General features: G+C 64.2%; 15 protein-coding genes. 8 read left to right on the top strand and 7 right to left on the bottom strand.

Annotated elements, in window-relative coordinates; genetic code table 11:
* The first annotated feature begins 27 nt into the window (after nucleotides 1-27).
* A complete protein-coding gene (locus tag KF885_03015) occupies nucleotides 28-2,538 on the top strand; it encodes a penicillin acylase family protein (GenBank protein MBX3048121.1) in 2,511 nt (836 codons plus the stop codon).
* Between the two features lie 58 nt (nucleotides 2,539-2,596).
* On the opposite strand, the gene KF885_03010 is transcribed toward KF885_03015, so the two are convergent.
* The 4 genes from KF885_03010 to KF885_02995 are packed head-to-tail and all read right to left on the bottom strand — an operon-like array spanning nucleotide 2,597 to nucleotide 6,986.
* Nucleotides 2,597-3,283: a VTT domain-containing protein gene (locus KF885_03010; protein MBX3048120.1), complete on the bottom strand. Its 687-nt coding sequence runs from the start codon at nucleotides 3,281-3,283 to the stop codon at nucleotides 2,597-2,599.
* A gap of 30 nt (nucleotides 3,284-3,313) precedes the next feature.
* A complete protein-coding gene (locus tag KF885_03005) occupies nucleotides 3,314-4,489 on the bottom strand; it encodes a PrsW family intramembrane metalloprotease (GenBank protein ID MBX3048119.1) in 1,176 nt (391 codons plus the stop codon).
* Nucleotides 4,486-5,736 (bottom strand): peptidylprolyl isomerase, encoded by a 1,251-nt coding sequence (locus KF885_03000; protein ID MBX3048118.1) that lies wholly within the window; start codon nucleotides 5,734-5,736, stop codon nucleotides 4,486-4,488. Before KF885_03000 ends, KF885_03005 begins: the two co-directional genes overlap by 4 nt.
* 26 nt (nucleotides 5,737-5,762) lie before the next feature.
* Nucleotides 5,763-6,986 (bottom strand): hypothetical protein, encoded by a 1,224-nt coding sequence (locus KF885_02995; GenBank protein ID MBX3048117.1) that lies wholly within the window; start codon nucleotides 6,984-6,986, stop codon nucleotides 5,763-5,765.
* Nucleotides 6,987-7,055: 69 nt separating this feature from the next.
* Between KF885_02995 and KF885_02990 the strand changes: the two genes are divergently transcribed.
* On the top strand, nucleotides 7,056-7,994 hold the full coding sequence (locus KF885_02990; GenBank protein MBX3048116.1) for an NAD-dependent epimerase/dehydratase family protein: 939 nt from the start codon (nucleotides 7,056-7,058) through the stop codon (nucleotides 7,992-7,994).
* Nucleotides 7,994-8,524 (top strand): peptide-methionine (S)-S-oxide reductase MsrA, encoded by a 531-nt coding sequence (msrA, locus tag KF885_02985; protein ID MBX3048115.1) that lies wholly within the window; start codon nucleotides 7,994-7,996, stop codon nucleotides 8,522-8,524. The genes KF885_02990 and msrA overlap by 1 nt, the downstream gene beginning before the upstream one ends.
* Before the next feature lie 169 nt (nucleotides 8,525-8,693).
* Here the strand turns inward: msrA and KF885_02980 are convergent, their stop codons facing one another.
* Nucleotides 8,694-9,194, bottom strand: coding sequence for a hypothetical protein (locus KF885_02980; GenBank protein MBX3048114.1), 501 nt, complete (start codon nucleotides 9,192-9,194; stop codon nucleotides 8,694-8,696).
* Between the two features lie 170 nt (nucleotides 9,195-9,364).
* Here KF885_02980 and KF885_02975 point away from each other — a divergent pair, with 170 nt between their 5' ends.
* The 5 genes from KF885_02975 to KF885_02955 all read left to right on the top strand — a co-directional run bounded on the left by KF885_02975 (nucleotide 9,365) and on the right by KF885_02955 (nucleotide 13,484).
* On the top strand, nucleotides 9,365-10,144 hold the full coding sequence (locus KF885_02975; protein ID MBX3048113.1) for a DeoR/GlpR transcriptional regulator: 780 nt from the start codon (nucleotides 9,365-9,367) through the stop codon (nucleotides 10,142-10,144).
* Nucleotides 10,145-10,201: 57 nt separating this feature from the next.
* On the top strand, nucleotides 10,202-10,510 hold the full coding sequence (locus KF885_02970) for a PTS sugar transporter subunit IIB (protein MBX3048112.1): 309 nt from the start codon (nucleotides 10,202-10,204) through the stop codon (nucleotides 10,508-10,510).
* Nucleotides 10,511-10,546: 36 nt separating this feature from the next.
* A complete protein-coding gene (locus tag KF885_02965) occupies nucleotides 10,547-11,830 on the top strand; it encodes a PTS galactitol transporter subunit IIC (GenBank protein MBX3048111.1) in 1,284 nt (427 codons plus the stop codon).
* Nucleotides 11,831-11,904: 74 nt separating this feature from the next.
* Entirely contained in the window at nucleotides 11,905-13,005 is a 1,101-nt protein-coding gene (locus KF885_02960) for a M28 family peptidase (protein MBX3048110.1), read from the top strand.
* A 2-nt stretch (nucleotides 13,006-13,007) separates the two neighbouring features.
* Nucleotides 13,008-13,484 (top strand): PTS sugar transporter subunit IIA, encoded by a 477-nt coding sequence (locus KF885_02955; protein ID MBX3048109.1) that lies wholly within the window; start codon nucleotides 13,008-13,010, stop codon nucleotides 13,482-13,484.
* On the opposite strand, the gene priA is transcribed toward KF885_02955, so the two are convergent.
* Complete coding sequence (gene priA, locus KF885_02950; protein MBX3048108.1) at nucleotides 13,481-16,003, bottom strand: primosomal protein N'; 2,523 nt, start codon at nucleotides 16,001-16,003, stop codon at nucleotides 13,481-13,483. The genes KF885_02955 and priA overlap by 4 nt on opposite strands.
* A 4-nt stretch (nucleotides 16,004-16,007) precedes the next feature.
* Entirely contained in the window at nucleotides 16,008-18,173 is a 2,166-nt protein-coding gene (locus tag KF885_02945; protein MBX3048107.1) for a hypothetical protein, read from the bottom strand.
* Nucleotides 18,174-18,226 lie beyond the last annotated feature (53 nt).

Raw genomic sequence — 18,226 nt, 5'->3', positions numbered from 1 at the left:
TCCCAGCTCGAAAATGTGAGGTTATCTATGCGAACCGTTGGTCGTATCCTGTTAGGTCTGCTTGCCGTACTGCTGCTCGTGGTGGTCGGCGCAGGCATATATGTCTATCTTTCCATCGATGATTCTTTCCCGCAAACCCAGGGCGAAATCAATCTGACCGGCCTGAACGGCCCGGTGGATGTGTATCGTGATGCGGCTGGCGTGCCGCACATCTTCGCCTCCAGCGAATATGACCTGTTCTTCGCCCAGGGTTATGTGCATGCCCAGGACCGCTTCTGGCAGATGGACTTCCAGCGCCATGTCGGTGCCGGGCGTCTGTCTGAGATGCTGGGCAGCAACACCATCGACACCGACATCTTCCTGCGCACGGTGGGTTGGGAACGCGTCTCCCGCCTGGAGCTGGATCTGCTCGACGATGAGAGCGCAGCCACCCTGCAAGCCTACGCCGACGGCGTCAATGCCTATCTGGCTGACCGCCAGGGTACCCAGATCTCTTTGGAATACCTTTTCCTCGGTCTGCTCAACCCCGGCTATCAGCCGGCGCCTTGGGAGCCGCTCAACACGCTCACCTGGGCCAAGGCCATGGCCTGGGACCTGCGTGACAACATGGACGACGAGATCAAGCGCTCGATCTTGCTGGCCAGCCTGCCTGCCGAGCGCATCGCCGAACTGTATCCTGCCTACCCCGAGGAGCAGCCGCTGATCCTGCCGGAATATGAGTTCAACGAGTCGGCTGTGATTGCTGAACTGCAAAGCCAACCCGGCCTGCCGCAGGGCTTGCAGCCCCTGCTTTCCAAGGTGCTGCGCGACCTGAACACGGTGGACGACTGGCTGGGTGGTGACCCCGAAGCCGAGTTGGGTTCCAACAGTTGGGTGGTCTCCGGCGAGCTCTCCGCCAGCGGCGCGCCGCTCTTCGCCAATGATCCGCACCTCAGCACGGGCATCCCTTCGCTCTGGTACCAGGTGGGCTTGCACTGCCAGCCGGTGGGCCCCGACTGTCAATACGAGAGTATCGGCGTCTCCTTCGTCGGTGCTCCCGGCGTGGTCATCGGCCACAACGCTCAGATCGCCTGGGGCCTGACCAACGTCGGCGCTGACGTGATGGATCTGTACGTCATCCGGGTTAACCCGGACAACCCGGACCAATACGAGATGAACGGCCAGTGGGTGGACATGCAAGTCGTCACCGAACAGATCCAGATCGGAAGCTCCGAGACCATGGACCTGAAGGTGCGCATCACGGAATTCGGCCCGATCATCTCCGGCGCCTTTGGCGACCTGGAGGACTTCCACGAGACCTCTGGCCTCAACCTGCCGCAGGACTACGCCATCGCCCTGCGTTGGACGGCCCTCGAACCCGGGCGCACTTTCCAATCGATCCTCAAGATCAACCGAGCCCAGGACTTTGACGAGTTCCGCCAGGCCGCTCGCGACTTTGTGGCCCCCTCGCAGAACCTGCTCTACGCCGATATCGATGGCAACATCGGCTATCAGCTGCCCGGCCATATCCCCGTGCGCACCATGTCGGATGGGCGTTATCCTGTCCCCGGTTGGACCAGCGACTTTGCCTGGCAGGGCTACATTCCCTTTGACCATCTGCCCTACGCCCTCAACCCCGAGGCGGGCTACATTGTGGCCGCCAACAACGCCATTGTCGGCCCGGACTATCCTTTCCACATCGCCGACATCTGGGACTACGGCTATCGCGCCAAACGCATTGAAGACCTGATCCTGGCGGCTCCCGGCCCCATCGATTCGGCCTACTACCAGGGAATGCTCAAGGACAGCGCCAACCTGGGCGCGCTGGAGATCATCCCCAGCCTGGCTGGCCTGGACTTTGCTGACCAGCGCAGCGCGGAACTGCGTGACACCTTGCTGGCCTGGAATGGCGACCAGCACCGCGACTCCTCTGAGGCGCTGCTGTTCAACTACTTCTGGCGCCAGCTCTTGGCAGACATCTTCCACGATGAACTGCCTGAGGATTACTGGCCGGGCGGCAGTTCGCCCTCCTTCGTCACCGTCAAGAACCTGCTGGCTGACCCGGCCAACCCGTGGTGGGACGATGTTACTACGGCCGCCAGGGAAACCAGCACAGATATCCTGGCTGCCGCCTTCGAAGCCGCCGTGGCCGACATCACCGCCGCCCACGGCAACGACCCGGCGGGCTGGGCCTGGGGCAGCGAGCACACCATGACCTTCGAACATGAGGTCATGAGCAACTTCCCGTTGATCGACAGCCTGTTCAACCGCGGCCCCTTTGCCGTTCATGGCGGCAGTTCCATCGTCAACGCCAACAACTGGAGCGCCGCCAATGACAGCTTTGCCGTCACCAGCCTGCCCTCCAAGCGCAGCATCTTTGACCTGTCCAACTGGGACAACTCCCTGCAGATCCACACCACCGGCCAGTCCGGCCATGCCAATGCGCCCCACTACATTGACATGGCCCAGCCCTGGGCGGATGTGCTCTTCAACCCGCTCTACTGGGAACGGGCCACTATCGAGGCCGCCGCACCCGACCATCTGCGTCTGCTGCCCTAGTACGCTGCAACAAAAAAAGGCCCTGCATTATGCAGGGCCTTTTTGTTTGCCTGGATCTTTATGACTTGCTCTTTTTCTCGGTCAGGCGCTTGGTAATCGCCAGGCCGGCGCCCTTCTTGCGCAGGTAATAGAAATAGCCGATGCCGGTCGCCATCATCAGCGCCAGCACCAGATAGCCAATGCCTTCCAGGCTCTCGAAGCCTTCGCTGACCGAGGTGGCGGCTTGCAGGCTGGTGTAGCCAAAATACAGGTAGAGCACATTGCGTACCAGTGTGCCCAACAGGGTCGAGAACAGGTACGAACGCAGGTTGAGCTTGATCAAGCCGGCCACCAGCGAAACCGGCGCAGTGGGGATGATCGGGATGGCGCGCAGCAGGAACATCACCGGGCCGTCACGCCGGCCCTGGTTGAGGTGCTTGCCAAAGGCTTCCACTTCTTCGTGCGAGATGCCCAGGAACTTGCCAAAGCGGCCCAGCACAAAATCTTCCCCCAGGTCGGCGATGATGTACACCACCCAGCTGCCGATCGTTTTGCTGATGGCGCCGATCACGGCCAGCCATAGCAAGTACGGTTGGGCATAACCGGCGGAGGCGGCCAGCGAACCGGCCAGGGTCATCACCAGCGGCGAAGGGATCGGGGCGATCACTTCTTCCACGAAGGCGGCCACCACGGTGAACAGGGGCAGCGGCAAGCTGGTGGCCAGCGTGTGCAGCAGATCGATCATCGCATCAAGAATTTGGGACATATAGGTTGGGGCTCCTCGTTAGAACAAATTTTAGTTCGGTTGCAGTCTTTGGTTAATGCGCCAGATGGCCAAAATGCAGGTGCTGCCCAGCCCCACCAGCAGCACGGGGCCGATCATGGCAAAAGCCGCCGGAACCAGACCCTCTGCGGCCGCCAGGGTTACCGCTCCAGCCGCGCTGAGCAGCACCAGGCCGTTCCATACGGCGTGGATCACGACATTCAGCAGATAGATGCCCAACAGGCGCACATAGCGCCGCTGTTGCCTGGCCTGCACCAGCGCCAGGCCCGCCAGCGCTCCGGTGAGCACATGCATGGCGCTGGCCCCGGCCCGTCCCGCCACGGCCACCGCCAAGGTCTCCGCCGGGGCGGAGAGGAACAGATTTTCCGCCAGGGCAAAGCCGGCCCCGCTCAGCGCCCCCAGGGCGAAACCCTGCGCGGGGGTCAGCGGCCGGCGCAGCAAAAGCACCACGGCCAGGGGCTTGAAGAATTCTTCCACCAGCGGCGCCACCGCGGACAACGAAAACAGCCCGGTTAGCAAGATCACCGGGTCGTTCATGAACGGCGCCAGCAGGCTGACATCGTCCAGGTTTTCTGAGGCTTGCAGCAGCGCCTCGATCGCCCGGGTCAGTTCCGGCGTCACCTGCACATACACCGCCAACCCGGCCAGCACCACTACACCCGCCACGGCCTCCAGGGCCAGGGAAAAGCTGGTCACGCCGATCAAACCGGCGGCCAGACCGCCCCAAATGCGCTGCGCAGAAAGCGGCCCCAGCTTGCGCAGGGCGAGCCAGGCCAGCCAGGCCACCACCAGGATGGCCGGCCCCAGGTACAGCAGCGCCACCAGCCAGTCCAGCCGGGCTTCCAGCGCCAGGTAGGAGGCCCCGATGCACAGGGGCAGCGCCAAGATGCTGAAGGCAAAGGCGCGCCCATAGGGGCGGAAGACCGCCCCGGGCTTGCCCAGAATGCGCCGCAGCGCATAGTAGGTGGAGGGCAGCAACAGTAGGGCCGCCGCCAGGATGCCCAGCAGGCTGCTCAGTTGGACCAGGCCGTCCAGGCTGCTGGCGCGGGGCACAAAAGCCGCCGCCACCGCCAGCCCCAGTGCAGTGGTCAGACCGCTGGCCAGCGCAAAGCCGCTGCTGCCAAACTGCAGCAGCGTCAGCCAGTCAAAGGGGTGCTTGTCTACGGTTGGGGCAGGGACCTGACTCAATGGACCTCAATGCTCACGCGGTACAGCATGTCGCCCGGCGGCAGGTCGGCTTGTTGCGACACATCCCGCGCCTGGATCTGTTCGACGACGTCCATCCCCTGAATGACTTCTCCAAAGATCGTGTAGCCGCCATTCAGATGGGGCGCCGGCCCCAGGGTGATGAAGAACTGGCTGCCGTTGGCCGTCGGGCCGGAATTGGCCATGGCAAACAGGCCGGCGCGGTCAAAGCTCAGGTTGGGACTGGTTTCGATGGCGTAAAAATAGCCGGGGTCGCCGTAGCCCGTATTGGAAGGGTCGCCGGATTGGGCCACGAAGCCGGGGATCACGCGATGGAAGGTGACATTCTCATACCAGCCTTGCTCCACCAGGAACAGGAAACTGTTGACCGCCATCGGGGCCACTTCCGGCAGCAGTTCCACCACGATCTGGCCGTGCTCTGTGTGCAGCGTGGCGGTGTACCGTGCCCCAGGCTCCAGGGCCATCTCCGGGCAGAAGTGGAACTGGCGCTGCGCCAACAGCTTGGCTTGAATAATGTTGTCCAGGCTGAGGATGTCCAGCGGGCCGCCGTAATACAGTTGGCCGTTGATCACCAGGAAGGGCGTGCCGGGCAGGCCGATCTCCTGGCCCCAGTCCCAGGCGGCTTGGGCCGCGGCGCTCAGTTCTTCACTGTGCAGGTCTTCCTTGAATGCGTTGGCGTCCAGTTCCAGTTCGGCGGCGGCTTCGTTCAGCAGCCAGCCGTTAAATTCCGCCTGGCTGAGGGCAGACCAGCTGGCCTGCTGCGCAAACAGCAGGTCGTGCATTTCCCAGAACTTGCCCTGCTTGCCCGCCGCCTCGGCGGCCTGCATGGCCAGCGCCGCTTTGGGGTGCAGCGGCTGTTCGGGCGTGCCGGTCAGCGGGTAATGGCGGTAGACCACGCGCAGCTCGTCGGGGTAACGCGCCAGCAGTTCGTCCAGCACGCCGCTCAGCTGGGCGCAGAAAATGCACTCGAAGTCGCTGTATTCCAGGATGGTGATGAAAGCGTCTTCCGGGCCGCGTTGCCAGTCGGCCGCGCTAAGGCTGTCAAATGGCAGGCCGGCCAGGTAATCGCCGCCTGGCTGCGGCGGGCTGGTGACGGCCGTGCAGGCGGCCGCCGGGTAGCCGCTGGCGGGGAGCGGTTCCAGGGGAGCGGTGATGTTGTTTTCCGGCGGGGTTGGGGCGGCGCAAGCGGCCAGCAGCAGGGCCAGCGCCGCCAGGAGGGAAGTACGCATAAGCCATGATTGTAGCCCCAAGCCGCTTAGTCTGCCAACAGCCTTTGCAGACCCTCAAAGGAGGTCAGCCAGGCCATTTGATCCACGAAACTGCGCAGGTCTGGGCTGCGGGCGTACAGCTCGCGCACCGCCGCGCCCACCGGGTCGGCTCCCGCCGGGCCGGTGGGGCTGTCTGCGTAGCTGCCGTAAAAAGCAAAGTAGGCCTGGTTTAGCTTGCGGATGATGTAGCCGTGCTCCCAGAAGATCAGGCGTCGCGCTTCCATATAGTCTTCGGCTTCGTGCAGCCTGCCTTCCGCCAGCAAGGCGTCCACTTGCAGCCGGGTTTCGTGCATCTCGGCCCGGAAATCAAAGGCGGGCGGGGCCGGCGCCTCCTCCGGTGTGGTTGGTGTTGGCGCCGGCTGCGGTGGCGCCGGCACGCGTTCGGGGTAGTAGCGCGCGATGACCGCCTCGCCGATCTGGCGGCCGGCCAGGTTGGCGGTGGTTTCGTTCATGGTGGTCAGTTCCGGGCTGTGATAATACAGGAACCCCAGCGGCCGCAGCGTCAAGTAGTTGTGCAGCCATTCGTGTGCGATCGTCTCGGCCAGCCAGTTGAGGTTGCTGCTCTGCGCCACCATGGTGGGGTACACGCCAATCCCGCCTACCGGCACCACCAGGGTCGAGACGTTCATCCCGACTGCCACCTGATCTTCGATCCGGATGTGCTCCTCCAGGGTCAGCTCGGTGCGCAGCGAGAGGTTGTGCTGCTGGGCGATGCTGTCGCGCGGCGAGACGATCAGCGCCCAGGGCAGCGGGGTGCTGTGGTACAGCAGCGGAGGAAAGACCACGAAGCCTTGCTCTCTGAAGACGGCGCTCACCTGGGCCTGCAGAATGCTCTCAGCCAGCGGCGCGGCCTGCTGGCGCTGTTGGTAGAGCTGCTCCAACTGCGCCGCCAGGGCACTGCGCTCCGCCGCGCTGGCGGCCGGGTCGGCATGCAGGCGGCGCAGCTCGTTCTCGGCGTCCAAAATACGCTGCACCAGCGCCATGGTGGCGCGCACGTGCGCGCTTTGGGATTCCTCATCCAAAAAGCGCTCGGGCTGCAGCCGGCCCTGGCCGATCTTGAGCGCCGCCGCATGGGCCACCCAGGTCAGGTAGTCAAACTCCACGTCCCAGGTGTAATGGCGGATCGTTTCGGGGCCGGGCAGGCGAATGGCGGAATCGCGCAGCGGTAGGCTGAGGGTGACCAAAAGCACAATGGCGATCAGACGGCGCATGCCGTGATGATAACTGCCAGAGAATCCGCGCGTCAAATCCGCAGGGGCCGAATGCTATAATCGCCGCGCATGAACTTTCTCATCACCGGCGCGGCCGGTTTCCTTGGCTCCAGCCTGGCCAACCAACTGGCCCGTGAGGGCCACCTGGTACGCGGGCTGGATGACCTCTCCAGCGGCGACCCCGATGCTTTGTATAAGGACGTGCATTTCACCCGCGGCGATGTCAACGATCGCCCCAAGTTGTGGTCGCTGCTGCAGGATGTGGACTGCGTCTACCACTTGGCTGCCCGCGTGCGCGTGGCGGAATCGCTACTGTACCCGCGCGAATACACCGATGTGAACGTGGGCGGCACGGTCAGCTTGATGGAAGCCATGCGTGATGTAGGCGTGCGCCGGGTGGTCTTCGCCTCCTCGGGCGCGGTGTACGGCGACCAGCACGAACAGCCGCTCAGCGAAGCCGCCACCCCCAACCCGCGCTCACCCTATGCGGTCTCCAAACTGTCCGCCGAATATTACGTGCGCACCATCGGCTCCCTGTGGGGCATCGAAACCGTCTGCCTGCGCATCTTCAATGCCTATGGCCCCGGCCAGCACCTGCCGCCTTCGCACCCGCCGGTGGTGCCCAACTGGCTGCGCCAGGCGGCGCGCGGCGGCTCCCTGGTGGTGCACGGCGAAGGCAACCAGACCCGCGACTTCGTCTACGTCAACGACGTGGTGCGCGCCCTGACCGCCGCCGCCACTGCGCCGGACGTGAACCAGCTGGTGCTCAACGTGGGCAGCGGTCAGGAAACCAGCATGCGCGAGCTGGCCGAGGCGATCCTGCGCATCACCGGCAGCAGCGCCGAGATCTTGGATGCGCCGCGCAGCGAAGCCGGCGCCTCACGCATGTGCGCCGACACTACGCTGGCCGCTAAGATGCTCGGCTTCCGCCCGCGCACTTCGCTGGAAGACGGCTTGCGCCAGACGCTGCAAGAGGACCCGCGCTTCGCCCAGGTGGAGGGCGCCTGATGGCCACCCAAACCGCCGTGTTTGCCGGCGGCTGTTTCTGGTGCACCGAGGCTGCCTTTCAGCCCCTGCGCGGTGTGCAGCGCGTGCAGCCCGGGTACGCCGGCGGCCAGCAGCCCCATCCGACCTACGAGCAGGTCTGCACTGGCCGTACCGGCCATGCCGAAGTGGTGCAGGTCGACTATGACCCGGAGCAGATCAGCTACCACGACCTGCTCAACGTCTTCTTCACCGTGCATGACCCCACCACGCTCAACCGCCAGGGCAACGACATCGGCACTCAGTATCGCTCGGCCATCTTCTATCTAGACCAGGCGCAGAAAGCCGAAGCAGAGGGCTTCATCACCGAGCTCAATGCAGAGCTGGGCGGCGGCATTGTGACCGAGCTGACCCCGCTGGATATCTTTCATGTGGCCGAGGAATACCACCACGACTATTTCAAGAAGAATCCCGGCTCTGGGTACTGCCAGGCCGTCATTCCCCCAAAGCTTGCCAAGCTGCGCAAACAATACGCTGAGTTGCTGGCGCGCTAATTGGTCATTGCCGTGACTTGCAGGGGCGCAGCATGATGCGCCCCTAGCCCTGACCTCCGTGTTATTCCGAGCGGATTCATTACTTGTTTGCCATCTTCTGGGTTAACTCGATGCAGCAAAAACTCTTCGCTTCGCTCTGAGCGACACGCGGCGCATTGATGGGTCGCGGCTAATAATCGCGCATGGCCCAGCCGGTGCTGGGCAGCTGCTCCCAGGGATACACAATATAGGCGTCCGTGCTGGCCGCGAAGTAGTCCGGACGGGCATTGCCGAACAGGTTGCGCTGCGGGTTGAAGTGCAGCACGCTGGTGAAGGGGATGCCCCCGCCTGCCGAAACCTTGTTCTTCACCGCCGTGCTGGTGCGGCCGGAACCCCATACATCGTCCACCACCAGAATGCGCCGCCCGCTGACTAAGCTGTCTTCCGGGAACTGCAAGAACTGCGGCCAGACCAGCATGTTGTCGCGCGGGTTGTCCAGCATGGCCGGGAAGTCCACAGCCGCCGTCAAGATGTCTTGCAAACCCATGCGCTCGGCCAACATGCCGCCCGGCACGATCCCGCCGCGTGTGATCATCAGCATGGCGCTGAACTCATGCTCGAATTGCACGATTAAATGATCGACCAGCTTGGTGACTTCGTCCCAGCTGACCAGTTCTCTTCGGATGGCCAATGCAGATACCTCAATTCAGGATTCTTTGATTGTATAGCGCATCCCCTGGGCGCAAAAGCCCAATCAAGATAGGATTTTCGGAAAGCAACTTAGCGACATTTGCCCCTTGCAAATAAATAATCGAACATTTATAGTGTGTAAGTAAACAAAATCGAACAACGGGGAGCTTTATGACCACTACTGCGGAACGTAGGCGCTGGATCTCCGAACAAGTCATATCGGCAGGCCATATCACAATTGCCGATATCTCCACGGAATTCGGTGTGTCTGAGATGACCGCCCGGCGCGATCTGAGTGCTCTGGATCGCGATGGTTTGGTGCGCCGCGTGCATGGCGGCGCCATCGTCAGTCTGGGACGCAGTTTTGAACCCCCTTTCCGCAGCCGATTAAACAATCAAACTGAAGTAAAGCGCCGCATCGGCCTTAAGGCGGCCGAGCTGATCCTCAATGGAGACAGCATCGCCTTGGATGTCGGCACCACCACGCTGGAGATCGTCCCTGGCCTGGCCAGCAAGCGCAACCTGACGATTGTGGCCTCCTCCCTGCAGATCGCCAACGAAGTCGTGCGCACCCTTCCCCTGGAAAACCATTCCCGGCTGATCCTGACTGGCGGCATTGTGCGTCCCGGTGAGCTTTCCATGACCGGGCCGATCCCCGAAAAATCCCATCGCGAGCTGCACGTGGACAAGGCCTTTTTAGGCATGGGCGGCATCAGCCCGCGCGACGGGCTGACCGAATACAACATCGAGGACGCGCGCATCAAGCAGGTACTGCTGGAACAGGCCCGAGAGAAGATCATCGTGGCCGACGGCAGCAAGTTTGGCCAGACCACGTTTGCCCATGTCGGCCCGCTTTCCAAGATCAACACCATCGTCACAGATTCCTCGGCCCCCGCAGACATTCTCAAAGAGATCGAAGCTGCGGGGGTGACTGTCATCATTGCCGATTGAACATTTCTGGAAGGACGACCTTATGAAGAACATGATGCAACCACAACGGAGCGGGCCATGAGCAAAGCCGACGGCCGTGCGCTCAGGATCGTGGTGGCTTGCGGCACCGGGATCGCCACTTCGACCCATGTCGCCATCAAGATCCAGGAGATGTTGGCCGCCCGCGGTGTCCCGGTGGAGACGGTGCAGTGCCGGGTGCCCGAAGTGCCGCACAAGCTTTCCGGCGCCGATGCGGTGGTGGCCACCGCCCAGGTGCCTTACGACGATGTACAAATCCCCACACTTAGTGGCTTACCTTTCTTGACAGGCATTGGGGAGGAGGAGGTGATAGACCAGCTCGAACGCATCTATTTGGATACTCCCTAACAACTATCATTCAGCAATACCTTTGAGGAGGTAGTAGTGGAAACTATTCAAGCGATCAGTGATTTCCTTACCGGTTTCGGCGCCCCGGTCATGTTGCCCATTGTGATCTTCATTTTGGGCCTCGTCCTGGGTCTGAAGCCCGGCAAGGCGCTGATCTCCGCTTTGACGGTGGGCGTTGCGTTTGTCGGCCTGGGCCTGGTCATCGGCCTGCTGATCGGCGCTCTGGACCCCGCCAGCCAGCGGCTGATTGCCAACACCGGCCTGCAGCTCGACGTTGTCGATGTGGGTTGGGGTGTGGCGGCGGCGATCGCTTTTGGCACTGCGGTGGGCGCTCTGGTTATTCCGCTGGCTTTCGGCGTCAACATCCTGATGCTGGCCATGCGCTGGACCAAGACGCTCAACGTGGATATGTGGAACTTCTGGCACTATGCCTACACCGGCTCCCTGGTCTTCCTGGTGACTGGCGGCAATCTGCTCTTCGGCTTGGTGGCTGCGGCCATCCATGCGGTCGTCTCGCTCTTGATCGCAGACCTCACCGCCGAACGCGTGCAGAAGTTCTTTAACCTGCCGGGCATCTCCATCCCGCAGGGTTGGGCCATCACCAGTGTGCCCATCATCCTGGGTCTCAACTGGCTGGTGGATAAGATCCCCGGCCTGCGCGACATCAACTGGGATGCCGACACGATCCAGAAGCGTCTGGGTGTTGTCGGCCAGCCGATCATCCTCGGCGGTCTGCTCGGTTTGCTGCTGGGCGTGCTGGCTTACGGCGTGGGCGACTACGCCGCCTGGAGCAGCGTGCTGACCCTGGCGGTGCAGATGGCTGCGGTCATGTTGCTGGTGCCGCGCATCATCTCCCTGTTCATGGAAGGCCTGACCCCCATTTCGGAGGCGGCCCGCAACTTCATGAAGAAGCGCTTTGCCGGCCGCGAATTTCACATTGGTCTGGACTCGGCCATCCTGATCGGTCACCCGATCACGATCGCCGCCGCCATTGTGCTCATTCCGGTTACGCTGCTGCTGGCGGCCATCCTGCCGGGCAACCGTGTGCTGCCCGCCGCAGACCTGGCGGCCACCGCCTTCTTCGTGGCCATGGTGCCCCCGCTGACCAAGGGCAACCTGTTCCGCTCCATCCTGTACGGTGCGGTGATCATGACCATGATCCTGTATGTAGCCGGTGACCTGGCCCCGCTGCTGACGCAGACGGCCGCCAACATCGGCTTCGACACCGGCGGCGCGACCAGCATCACCGGCCTCTCCGGCGGCAACTGGATCGCCTGGCTGCTCACTTCGATCGGCCGGCTGTTCGGCGCTAAGCCTTAGCCTCTAAGCCTGTGGGGTGGGGCGCGCAAATGCTCCCCGCCCCACAGGCACAAATGCGCTAAAGTTGGAGAACGATGGCTAAAGAGAATTGGAACTTGTTGGAGCAGCTTTGCGCCATCCACGCCGTCAGCGGCCGGGAAGACGCCATGACCGCCTTTTTGCGAGACCACCTCACGCCCTTGGTGGACGAGGTGCATGTGGACAACCTGGGCAATGTGGTCGGCATTTTACGCGGCGCCAAGCACCCAGACACGCGCCTGATGCTGCAGGCCCACATGGACGAACTCGGGCTGATCGTCCGCAACATCACCGAGGACGGTTACCTGCTGATCGAGCGCATTGGCGGTGTGCCCGAGAAGAGCCTGCTGGGCCAGCGCGTGGACGTGCTGACCGACGCGGGTGACCTGCTGCCGGGCTACGTGGGCTCCAAGTCGCATCACATCGTGCAGCCCGACGAGAAATTCGTGGTGCCTCGGATCCACAGCATGTACATCGACCTGGGCCTGCGCAGCCGCGCCGCGGTGGAGCAGGCCGGCGTGCAGGTCGGCGACCCGATCACCTACCACCCCAACTTCCATCGCTTTGGCGACAAACAGATCTGCTCTAAGGCGCTGGACAACCGCGTCAGCGTCTACATCCTGCTGATGGTGCTGGAGCAGCTGGCAAAAAAGCGGCCTGACGTGACCGTCGTCTTCGCCCTGACTGTCTTGGAAGAATTCAGCATCCGCGGCTCGCTGCCCACGGTGAATTTCAGCAAGCCGGACGCCATCATTTCACTGGACATCACCATTGCCGCCGACACGCCGGACACCGACAACAATTTGCAAGCCGTCAAGATGGGCCAGGGCCCGGCGATCAAGATGATGGACTTCCACGGCCGCGGCACTCTGGCCGGCATGATGTCTTCCCCCAAGCTGCGGCGCTTCATCGAGAAGCAAGCGGCCGAGAACAAGATCCCCCTGCAGCGCGAAGTCATCGTGGGTGTGATCACCGACCCGGCCTTCCAGCTCTACCTGGGCGAACGCGGTTACATCATCGCCGCCCTCTCGATCCCGCATCGCTATTCACATGCTTCCATCTCCACCTGCCACGAGACCGACATTAACCAGAGCGTTGATCTGCTGGAAGCCTGTGTGCGCCAGTTCAGCCCGGACCTTGACCTAAGCCGCGGGTAAGCATGCAGTACACCCTCACCGATCTGCTTCAAGCAGACCAGATCGTGCTTGACCTGCAGGCGGCCGATGCTGAAGGCGTCATCCGCAGCTTGGTGGATCGTCTGGCGGCCAACGGCGCCGTGACCCCCGCCTATGCGGACGATGTGATCGCCCGCGAACAGACTTTCCCCACCGGCCTGCCCACCGAACCGCTGGCGGTGGCCATTCCCCATGCCGACCCGCCGCAGGTGCTGCGCTCCGCCATTGGCTTGGCTGTGCTGGCCCAGCCGGTGGCTTTCGGCCAGATGGGCACGGACGGGTCCACCCTGGTGCAGACCCGGCTGGTCTTTCTCTTGGCGATCAAGGAACAGGAGAAGCAGGTCGAGATGATCGGCCAGCTGATCGGCGCCATTCAGAACCCCGGATTGCTCGAAGGCCTCACCCAGGCGGCCAGCCCGGCGGCGGCCCTGCAGCTGATCCGCGAGACCCTGCAGCCCTAAAGCACGTTCGGCGGGTTGACCTCCACCCGCCAGCCGGCGGGCAGCCGCTGGCGCAGCAGTGAGGCTGGGTCTGGCCCGCGCAGCAGGATATGCCAGCGGTACTCCCGGTTGCGCCGGGCGAAGAAGCACGGCGCCGGTCCGGTCATCTGCGTGCTACTGCGCTGTTCCTTTTCCAGCCAGCCCTCGATCACTGCCCCCAAGGCCATCGCCTCGTCTTCGGCTTTTTGCGCCTCGGCATGCCGGTATTCCAGGCGCAGCAGCTGCGCAAAAGGCGGATAGCGCAGCTCGCGCCGCCGCTCGCTTTCCTGTGCGTAAAAGGCGGCGTAATCGTGCTGGGCGGCGGCTTGAATGGCGTAATGCTCCGGCTGGAAGGTTTGCAGCACCACCCGGCCGCCCAGCGGGCTGCGCCCGGCCCGCCCGGCCACCTGGGTCAGTAGCTGGAAGCTGCGCTCGGCGGCCCGGTAGTCCGGCAGGTTCAAGCCCACGTCCGCTAGCACCATGCCCACCAGCGTCACTCGCGGCAGGTCCAACCCTTTGGCCAGCATTTGCGTGCCCACCAGCACGTCCGCGCCGCCCCGGCTGAAGGTCTGCAGGATCTGCTCATGGGCGCCTTTGCGCGCCGCCGTGCTGCGGTCCCAACGCAGCACGCGCGCCCCGGGCAGCAGCTTGCCCACCTCGGCTTCCACGCTCTCGGTGCCGGTGCCGTAATACCGAATTTGGCTGCTGGCGCAGTTGGGGCAGGCCTGCGGCGACTGCCGGCTGTAATTGCAATGGTGACATATCAACCGAGCGAAGCTCGGTTGATTTAACGCTTCGCGTTTCTCTTCGCCTGTCCGCTTGCTTGGGGTGCTTTCGAAATGCTGGGTCAGCGGGATGTCGCAGTTGGGGCAGCGCAGCACATAGCCGCAGTCCCGGCAGAAGACGTAGGTGGCGCTGCCCCGCCGGTTGAGGAACAGGATCGCCTGCTGTCCGGCGGCCAGCGTCTCCTCCAGCGCGGCTTGCAGGCGCCGGCTGAAGATCGAGCGGTTGCCGCCGCGCAGCTCGCTGCGCATGTCCACGATCTCCACCGGCGGCAGCGCCAGGGCGCCCTCTTCCGGCTGCGGGCTGCGGGCCGCGCCGCGGTGGGCGCGCACCCGCTCAGGCAATTCGAGCAGTTGCCAGCCGCCGCGCTGCGTGCGTGTGTAACTGTCCAGGTCCGGCGTGGCCGAGCCCAACAGGCACACCGCCCCCGCCAGCTGGGCATAGGCCACCGCCGCCTGGCGGGCATGGTAGTGCGGCAGCTGCCCGGCTTCGTAGTAGCTCTCGTCGTGCTCTTCGTCCACCACGATCAGACCGATGTCCGCCAGCGGGGCGAACAGCGCCGAGCGCGCTCCGACGATCACGCGCAGTTTGCCCTCGCGCGCCAGCCGCCAGGTGTCGTAGCGCTCGCCCTCGGAAAGCTGCGAGTGCACCAGGCCCACCTGGCCGGGGAAGCGCGCCAAAAAGCGCCCGGCGGTCTGCGGGGTCAGCGAGATCTCCGGCACCAGCACAATCGCGCTGCGGCCTTGCGCCAGCACGCGTGAGACAGCTTGCAAATAAATTTCGGTCTTGCCCGAGCCGGTCACGCCGTACAGCAGGAAAGGCGTGGCGTGCTTGCTGGCGCTGGCGGCGATCGCCTTGTGGATCGCCTCCCAAACCGCCGCCTGCTTCGGGGTCAGTTTGGGCTCCAGCCCGGCTTCCGGCACGGCGTCGGCCAGCGGGTCGCGCAGGCTCTCGCGGCTGCCCAGGCGCAGCCAGCCGCGCTTGTTCAAATAGGTCAGGTCGGCTGCCGTCGCCCCGCTCTCGGCCAGCAGCCATTCGCTGTCCATTGGCCCCGGTTCGCTCTGCAGCACCGCCAGCGCCCGCCCTCGCCGCCCGCGGGTGGCCTCGTCCCGCCCCAGAGCTTTTTCATCCTCCGGGGCCGCGGCGAACTCGGCGGTGGGCAGGGTTTTGACCTTGATGCCCGGCTTGGGCGGCAGGCCGCGCCGGGTGAGCAGGCCCTTGGCCGCCAGCGCCGCGGCCGCCGCCCGCCAATTGCGTCGCGGCAGCGCATGGTTGATCTGCCCGTCGCGCAGTGCGCCACGCCGGCGCAGCAGGTCCAGCAGGGTTTGCTGCCCGGCCGGCAGGCTGCCGCTGAACTGGCGGCCTTCTTCACTGAGACTGAATTCCACTTCGGGGTTGCCGCCCAGGCCGGGCGGCAGCATCAGGCCGATGCAGGCCGCCAGCGGCGCCAGGCAACTTTCGGCCAGGTGCTGCGCCAGCTGCAACTGCAGGGCGGTCAGCACGGGGTCTTCGTCCAGCAGCAGGGCGATCGCCTTGGTTTCGGCCACCTCGGGCTGGGCCACCTGCTCCAGCACCACGCCCTGCACCTGGCGCGGCCCAAACGGGGCCAGCACCAGGTGCCCGGGTCGCAGCCGCCCGCTCAGTTCAGGCGGGCTGTGATAGTCAAATACGCCTGAGACCTGGGGCAGGTTAACCGCAACGCGCAGATAGTCTGGCATGGCGTTACTCAGAGGGCAAAAAGCCGATGTAGACGTCGTTGCTGATCGCCAAGAGAATGGCGCGGTTGGGGGTCACCGCAAAGGCCGTGGCCAGCCCGGCGGGCAGGTCGTTCAGGCTGCGGAACTGCGTATCCAAGCTTAGCGTCAGGCTCAAGCGATACACGGCGCGCGCCACTGGGTCCAGCATATACATCGCCGGCTGGGGCGGTTCGCTGATCCGCACCTGCTCAAAGTTGGCGCCCTCGATCTGCGGCCCGTTGCCGAAACCCGGCCGTGTGTCGGTGTAGGTGGCCGGGTTCTCGCAGCTGGTCGGGTTGTTGACGCTGGTGCCCAGCGTGCAGCGCACCATGCGCCCATCGCTGCTCAGCAGGTAGATGTCGCTGCCGTTCACCGCCATGTCTTGCACGTCGCGCAGGCTGGGCACCTCGGCGCCGAAGAAGAAGCGCGGCGCTTCGCCAAAGGCGTGGTCCTCGCCTTCATACAGCCACACCGCGTTGGTTTGCGGGTCCAGGATGTACAGGTCGCCGTTGGCGATGCGCAGTGAACGCGGCCGCCCCCAGTGGTTGTTGGGCGGTGTCAGGGTTTGCGCCGAGGGCGCCTGGCCCTGGGCGCAATACAGCACGTTGCCGTTGGCGTCCATGGCGATCAGCTCGGCATTGGCCGCGTTGCCGCGCGGCAGCAGCGCCAGGTCCACCAGCGCCGAGACGATGAAGCTGCCGTACTGGCCGGGGCCGCAGCGGAAGTTGGCGTCCTGCTGGTAGCGGCCCAGGTTGCCGTCTCCGGCCAGGAACAGCCGCAGGATGTTGCCGCTGCTGCTGTCCAGCAGATAGATCTCGTTGTTGGTGGCCACCATGCGCGTGATCTGCGCATCGTTGGCCAGCGGCTGGCTGAGGATCGGGTTGAATTCCAAGCGCCGGATGACGTCCATCTCATCCAGGGCGGCATTGGCCCGGCTCAGCAGCTCAAAGGCCACCGCTTGGTCTTCTTCATAATGGGCGGCGCGCTCGGCGTAGTACATCACGCCTTCCCAGGCCAGGCGCACTTCGCCCGCGTCGCCGCTGGCTGTGGCGATGGCCGCCGCGGCCTGGGCGCGTTCCAAATAGTTGACATACAGCTGCTGGCGGCCAAACTGCAAATACACCACCGCCACCAGGATCACCACCGCCATCGGCACCAGCAGGGCGATCAACCCCATCACCCGCGGCGGCAGGTTGAAGATCGGCTCTTCCGGCAGAATGCGCTCCAGGAACTGGCGTAGCGGCGGCACAAAGCGCCCGGAAAGATCCCGCAGCCGTTCAGAAATTGGCGTTGGCGTCGCCATTTCTGGCTCAGGGGGGTCGGAATACGTCGTGGCAGCCGCCAGAGGCGGCTCTACCCAGGCGCCGGCCAGCGGCTGCGCCCGGACCGGCGCCGTATCGCTCAGCGTCGCCGGGGCCGGCACGTCAGCCGCGGCTGCAGCGGTTGGCTTGGGTTGCGGCCGCAGCTGGCTTGCGCTCACTTGCTGCAGACTGCCCGTGCCGGGTTGCACTTCCAGCAGCACTGCCGTCAGCTGCTCGCCGGCTTGGTCCAGCAGGCGCTGGCTTAATGCGCCCAGCTCAGCCTGCTCGCTGTCCGCCAGCGTGCTTTCGTTCCAGCTGGCCGGCAGCTGCGCCAGGCTCAGCAGGCGTTCGCCCGGGTGCAGCTCGAATTGGTAAAAGCGCATCTGCGCATTCTGGCCCAGGCCCAACCCGCGGCCGGCGCCCTGCGCATCGTAATAATGGTGGATCGACTTGCTCAACTGGAAGCCGTGCAGCGGGCCGCACTGCGCCAGCGTCAGGCGCTCCTCGCGTAGCAGCATCAGGCTCAGCTGCGCCGCGCCGGCCGGCGGCGACCCCTGGTTGCGCTGGAACAAGTAAGTGTTCAGTCGTTCCACCTGCTCGCGCAGGGCCGAGGTCACCGCGCCCGCCGTGCGGAAGTAGCCGTTGGCCATATCTTGCAGCAGGCTGGCCTGCGCCTCAGCGCTTAACCCCAATTCGGGCGGGGCGAACAATTGCAGCACCAGGCGGTCTTCGCCCCGGCCGCGGGCCGCCCGCCGCGGGGCGGGCGCGCAAAACAAACCGGGCAAGTAAGCTTCATCTTGCCCGTCCACTCTATACAGCGAAACTACGGTTAGATCCAATTTGGCTGACATGCGAGACGAGGCCTGCTTCGTCTTGAAAAATTATACAGGTAAAATTTGGTTGG

The sequence above is a fragment of the Anaerolineales bacterium genome (assembly GCA_019637805.1).
GTDB lineage: Bacteria > Chloroflexota > Anaerolineae > Anaerolineales > UBA11579 > JAMCZK01.
Note: the sequence above shows the minus strand (reverse complement) of the source record. Positions and strands in the feature narration are given on the sequence as shown.

Excerpts from the sequence above, each read along its gene's own strand:
- KF885_03015 (MBX3048121.1), top strand. The coding sequence starts at position 28 with ATGCGAACCGTTGGTCGTATCCTGTTAGGTCTGCTTGCCGTACTGCTG.
- KF885_03010 (MBX3048120.1), bottom strand. The coding sequence starts at position 3,283 with ATGTCCCAAATTCTTGATGCGATGATCGATCTGCTGCACACGCTGGCC.
- KF885_03000 (MBX3048118.1), bottom strand. The coding sequence starts at position 5,736 with ATGCGTACTTCCCTCCTGGCGGCGCTGGCCCTGCTGCTGGCCGCTTGC.
- KF885_02995 (MBX3048117.1), bottom strand. The coding sequence starts at position 6,986 with ATGCGCCGTCTGATCGCCATTGTGCTTTTGGTCACCCTCAGCCTACCG.
- KF885_02990 (MBX3048116.1), top strand. The coding sequence starts at position 7,056 with ATGAACTTTCTCATCACCGGCGCGGCCGGTTTCCTTGGCTCCAGCCTG.
- msrA (MBX3048115.1), top strand. The coding sequence starts at position 7,994 with ATGGCCACCCAAACCGCCGTGTTTGCCGGCGGCTGTTTCTGGTGCACC.
- KF885_02975 (MBX3048113.1), top strand. The coding sequence starts at position 9,365 with ATGACCACTACTGCGGAACGTAGGCGCTGGATCTCCGAACAAGTCATA.
- KF885_02970 (MBX3048112.1), top strand. The coding sequence starts at position 10,202 with ATGAGCAAAGCCGACGGCCGTGCGCTCAGGATCGTGGTGGCTTGCGGC.
- KF885_02960 (MBX3048110.1), top strand. The coding sequence starts at position 11,905 with ATGGCTAAAGAGAATTGGAACTTGTTGGAGCAGCTTTGCGCCATCCAC.
- KF885_02955 (MBX3048109.1), top strand. The coding sequence starts at position 13,008 with ATGCAGTACACCCTCACCGATCTGCTTCAAGCAGACCAGATCGTGCTT.
- priA (MBX3048108.1), bottom strand. The coding sequence starts at position 16,003 with ATGCCAGACTATCTGCGCGTTGCGGTTAACCTGCCCCAGGTCTCAGGC.
- KF885_02945 (MBX3048107.1), bottom strand. The coding sequence starts at position 18,173 with ATGTCAGCCAAATTGGATCTAACCGTAGTTTCGCTGTATAGAGTGGAC.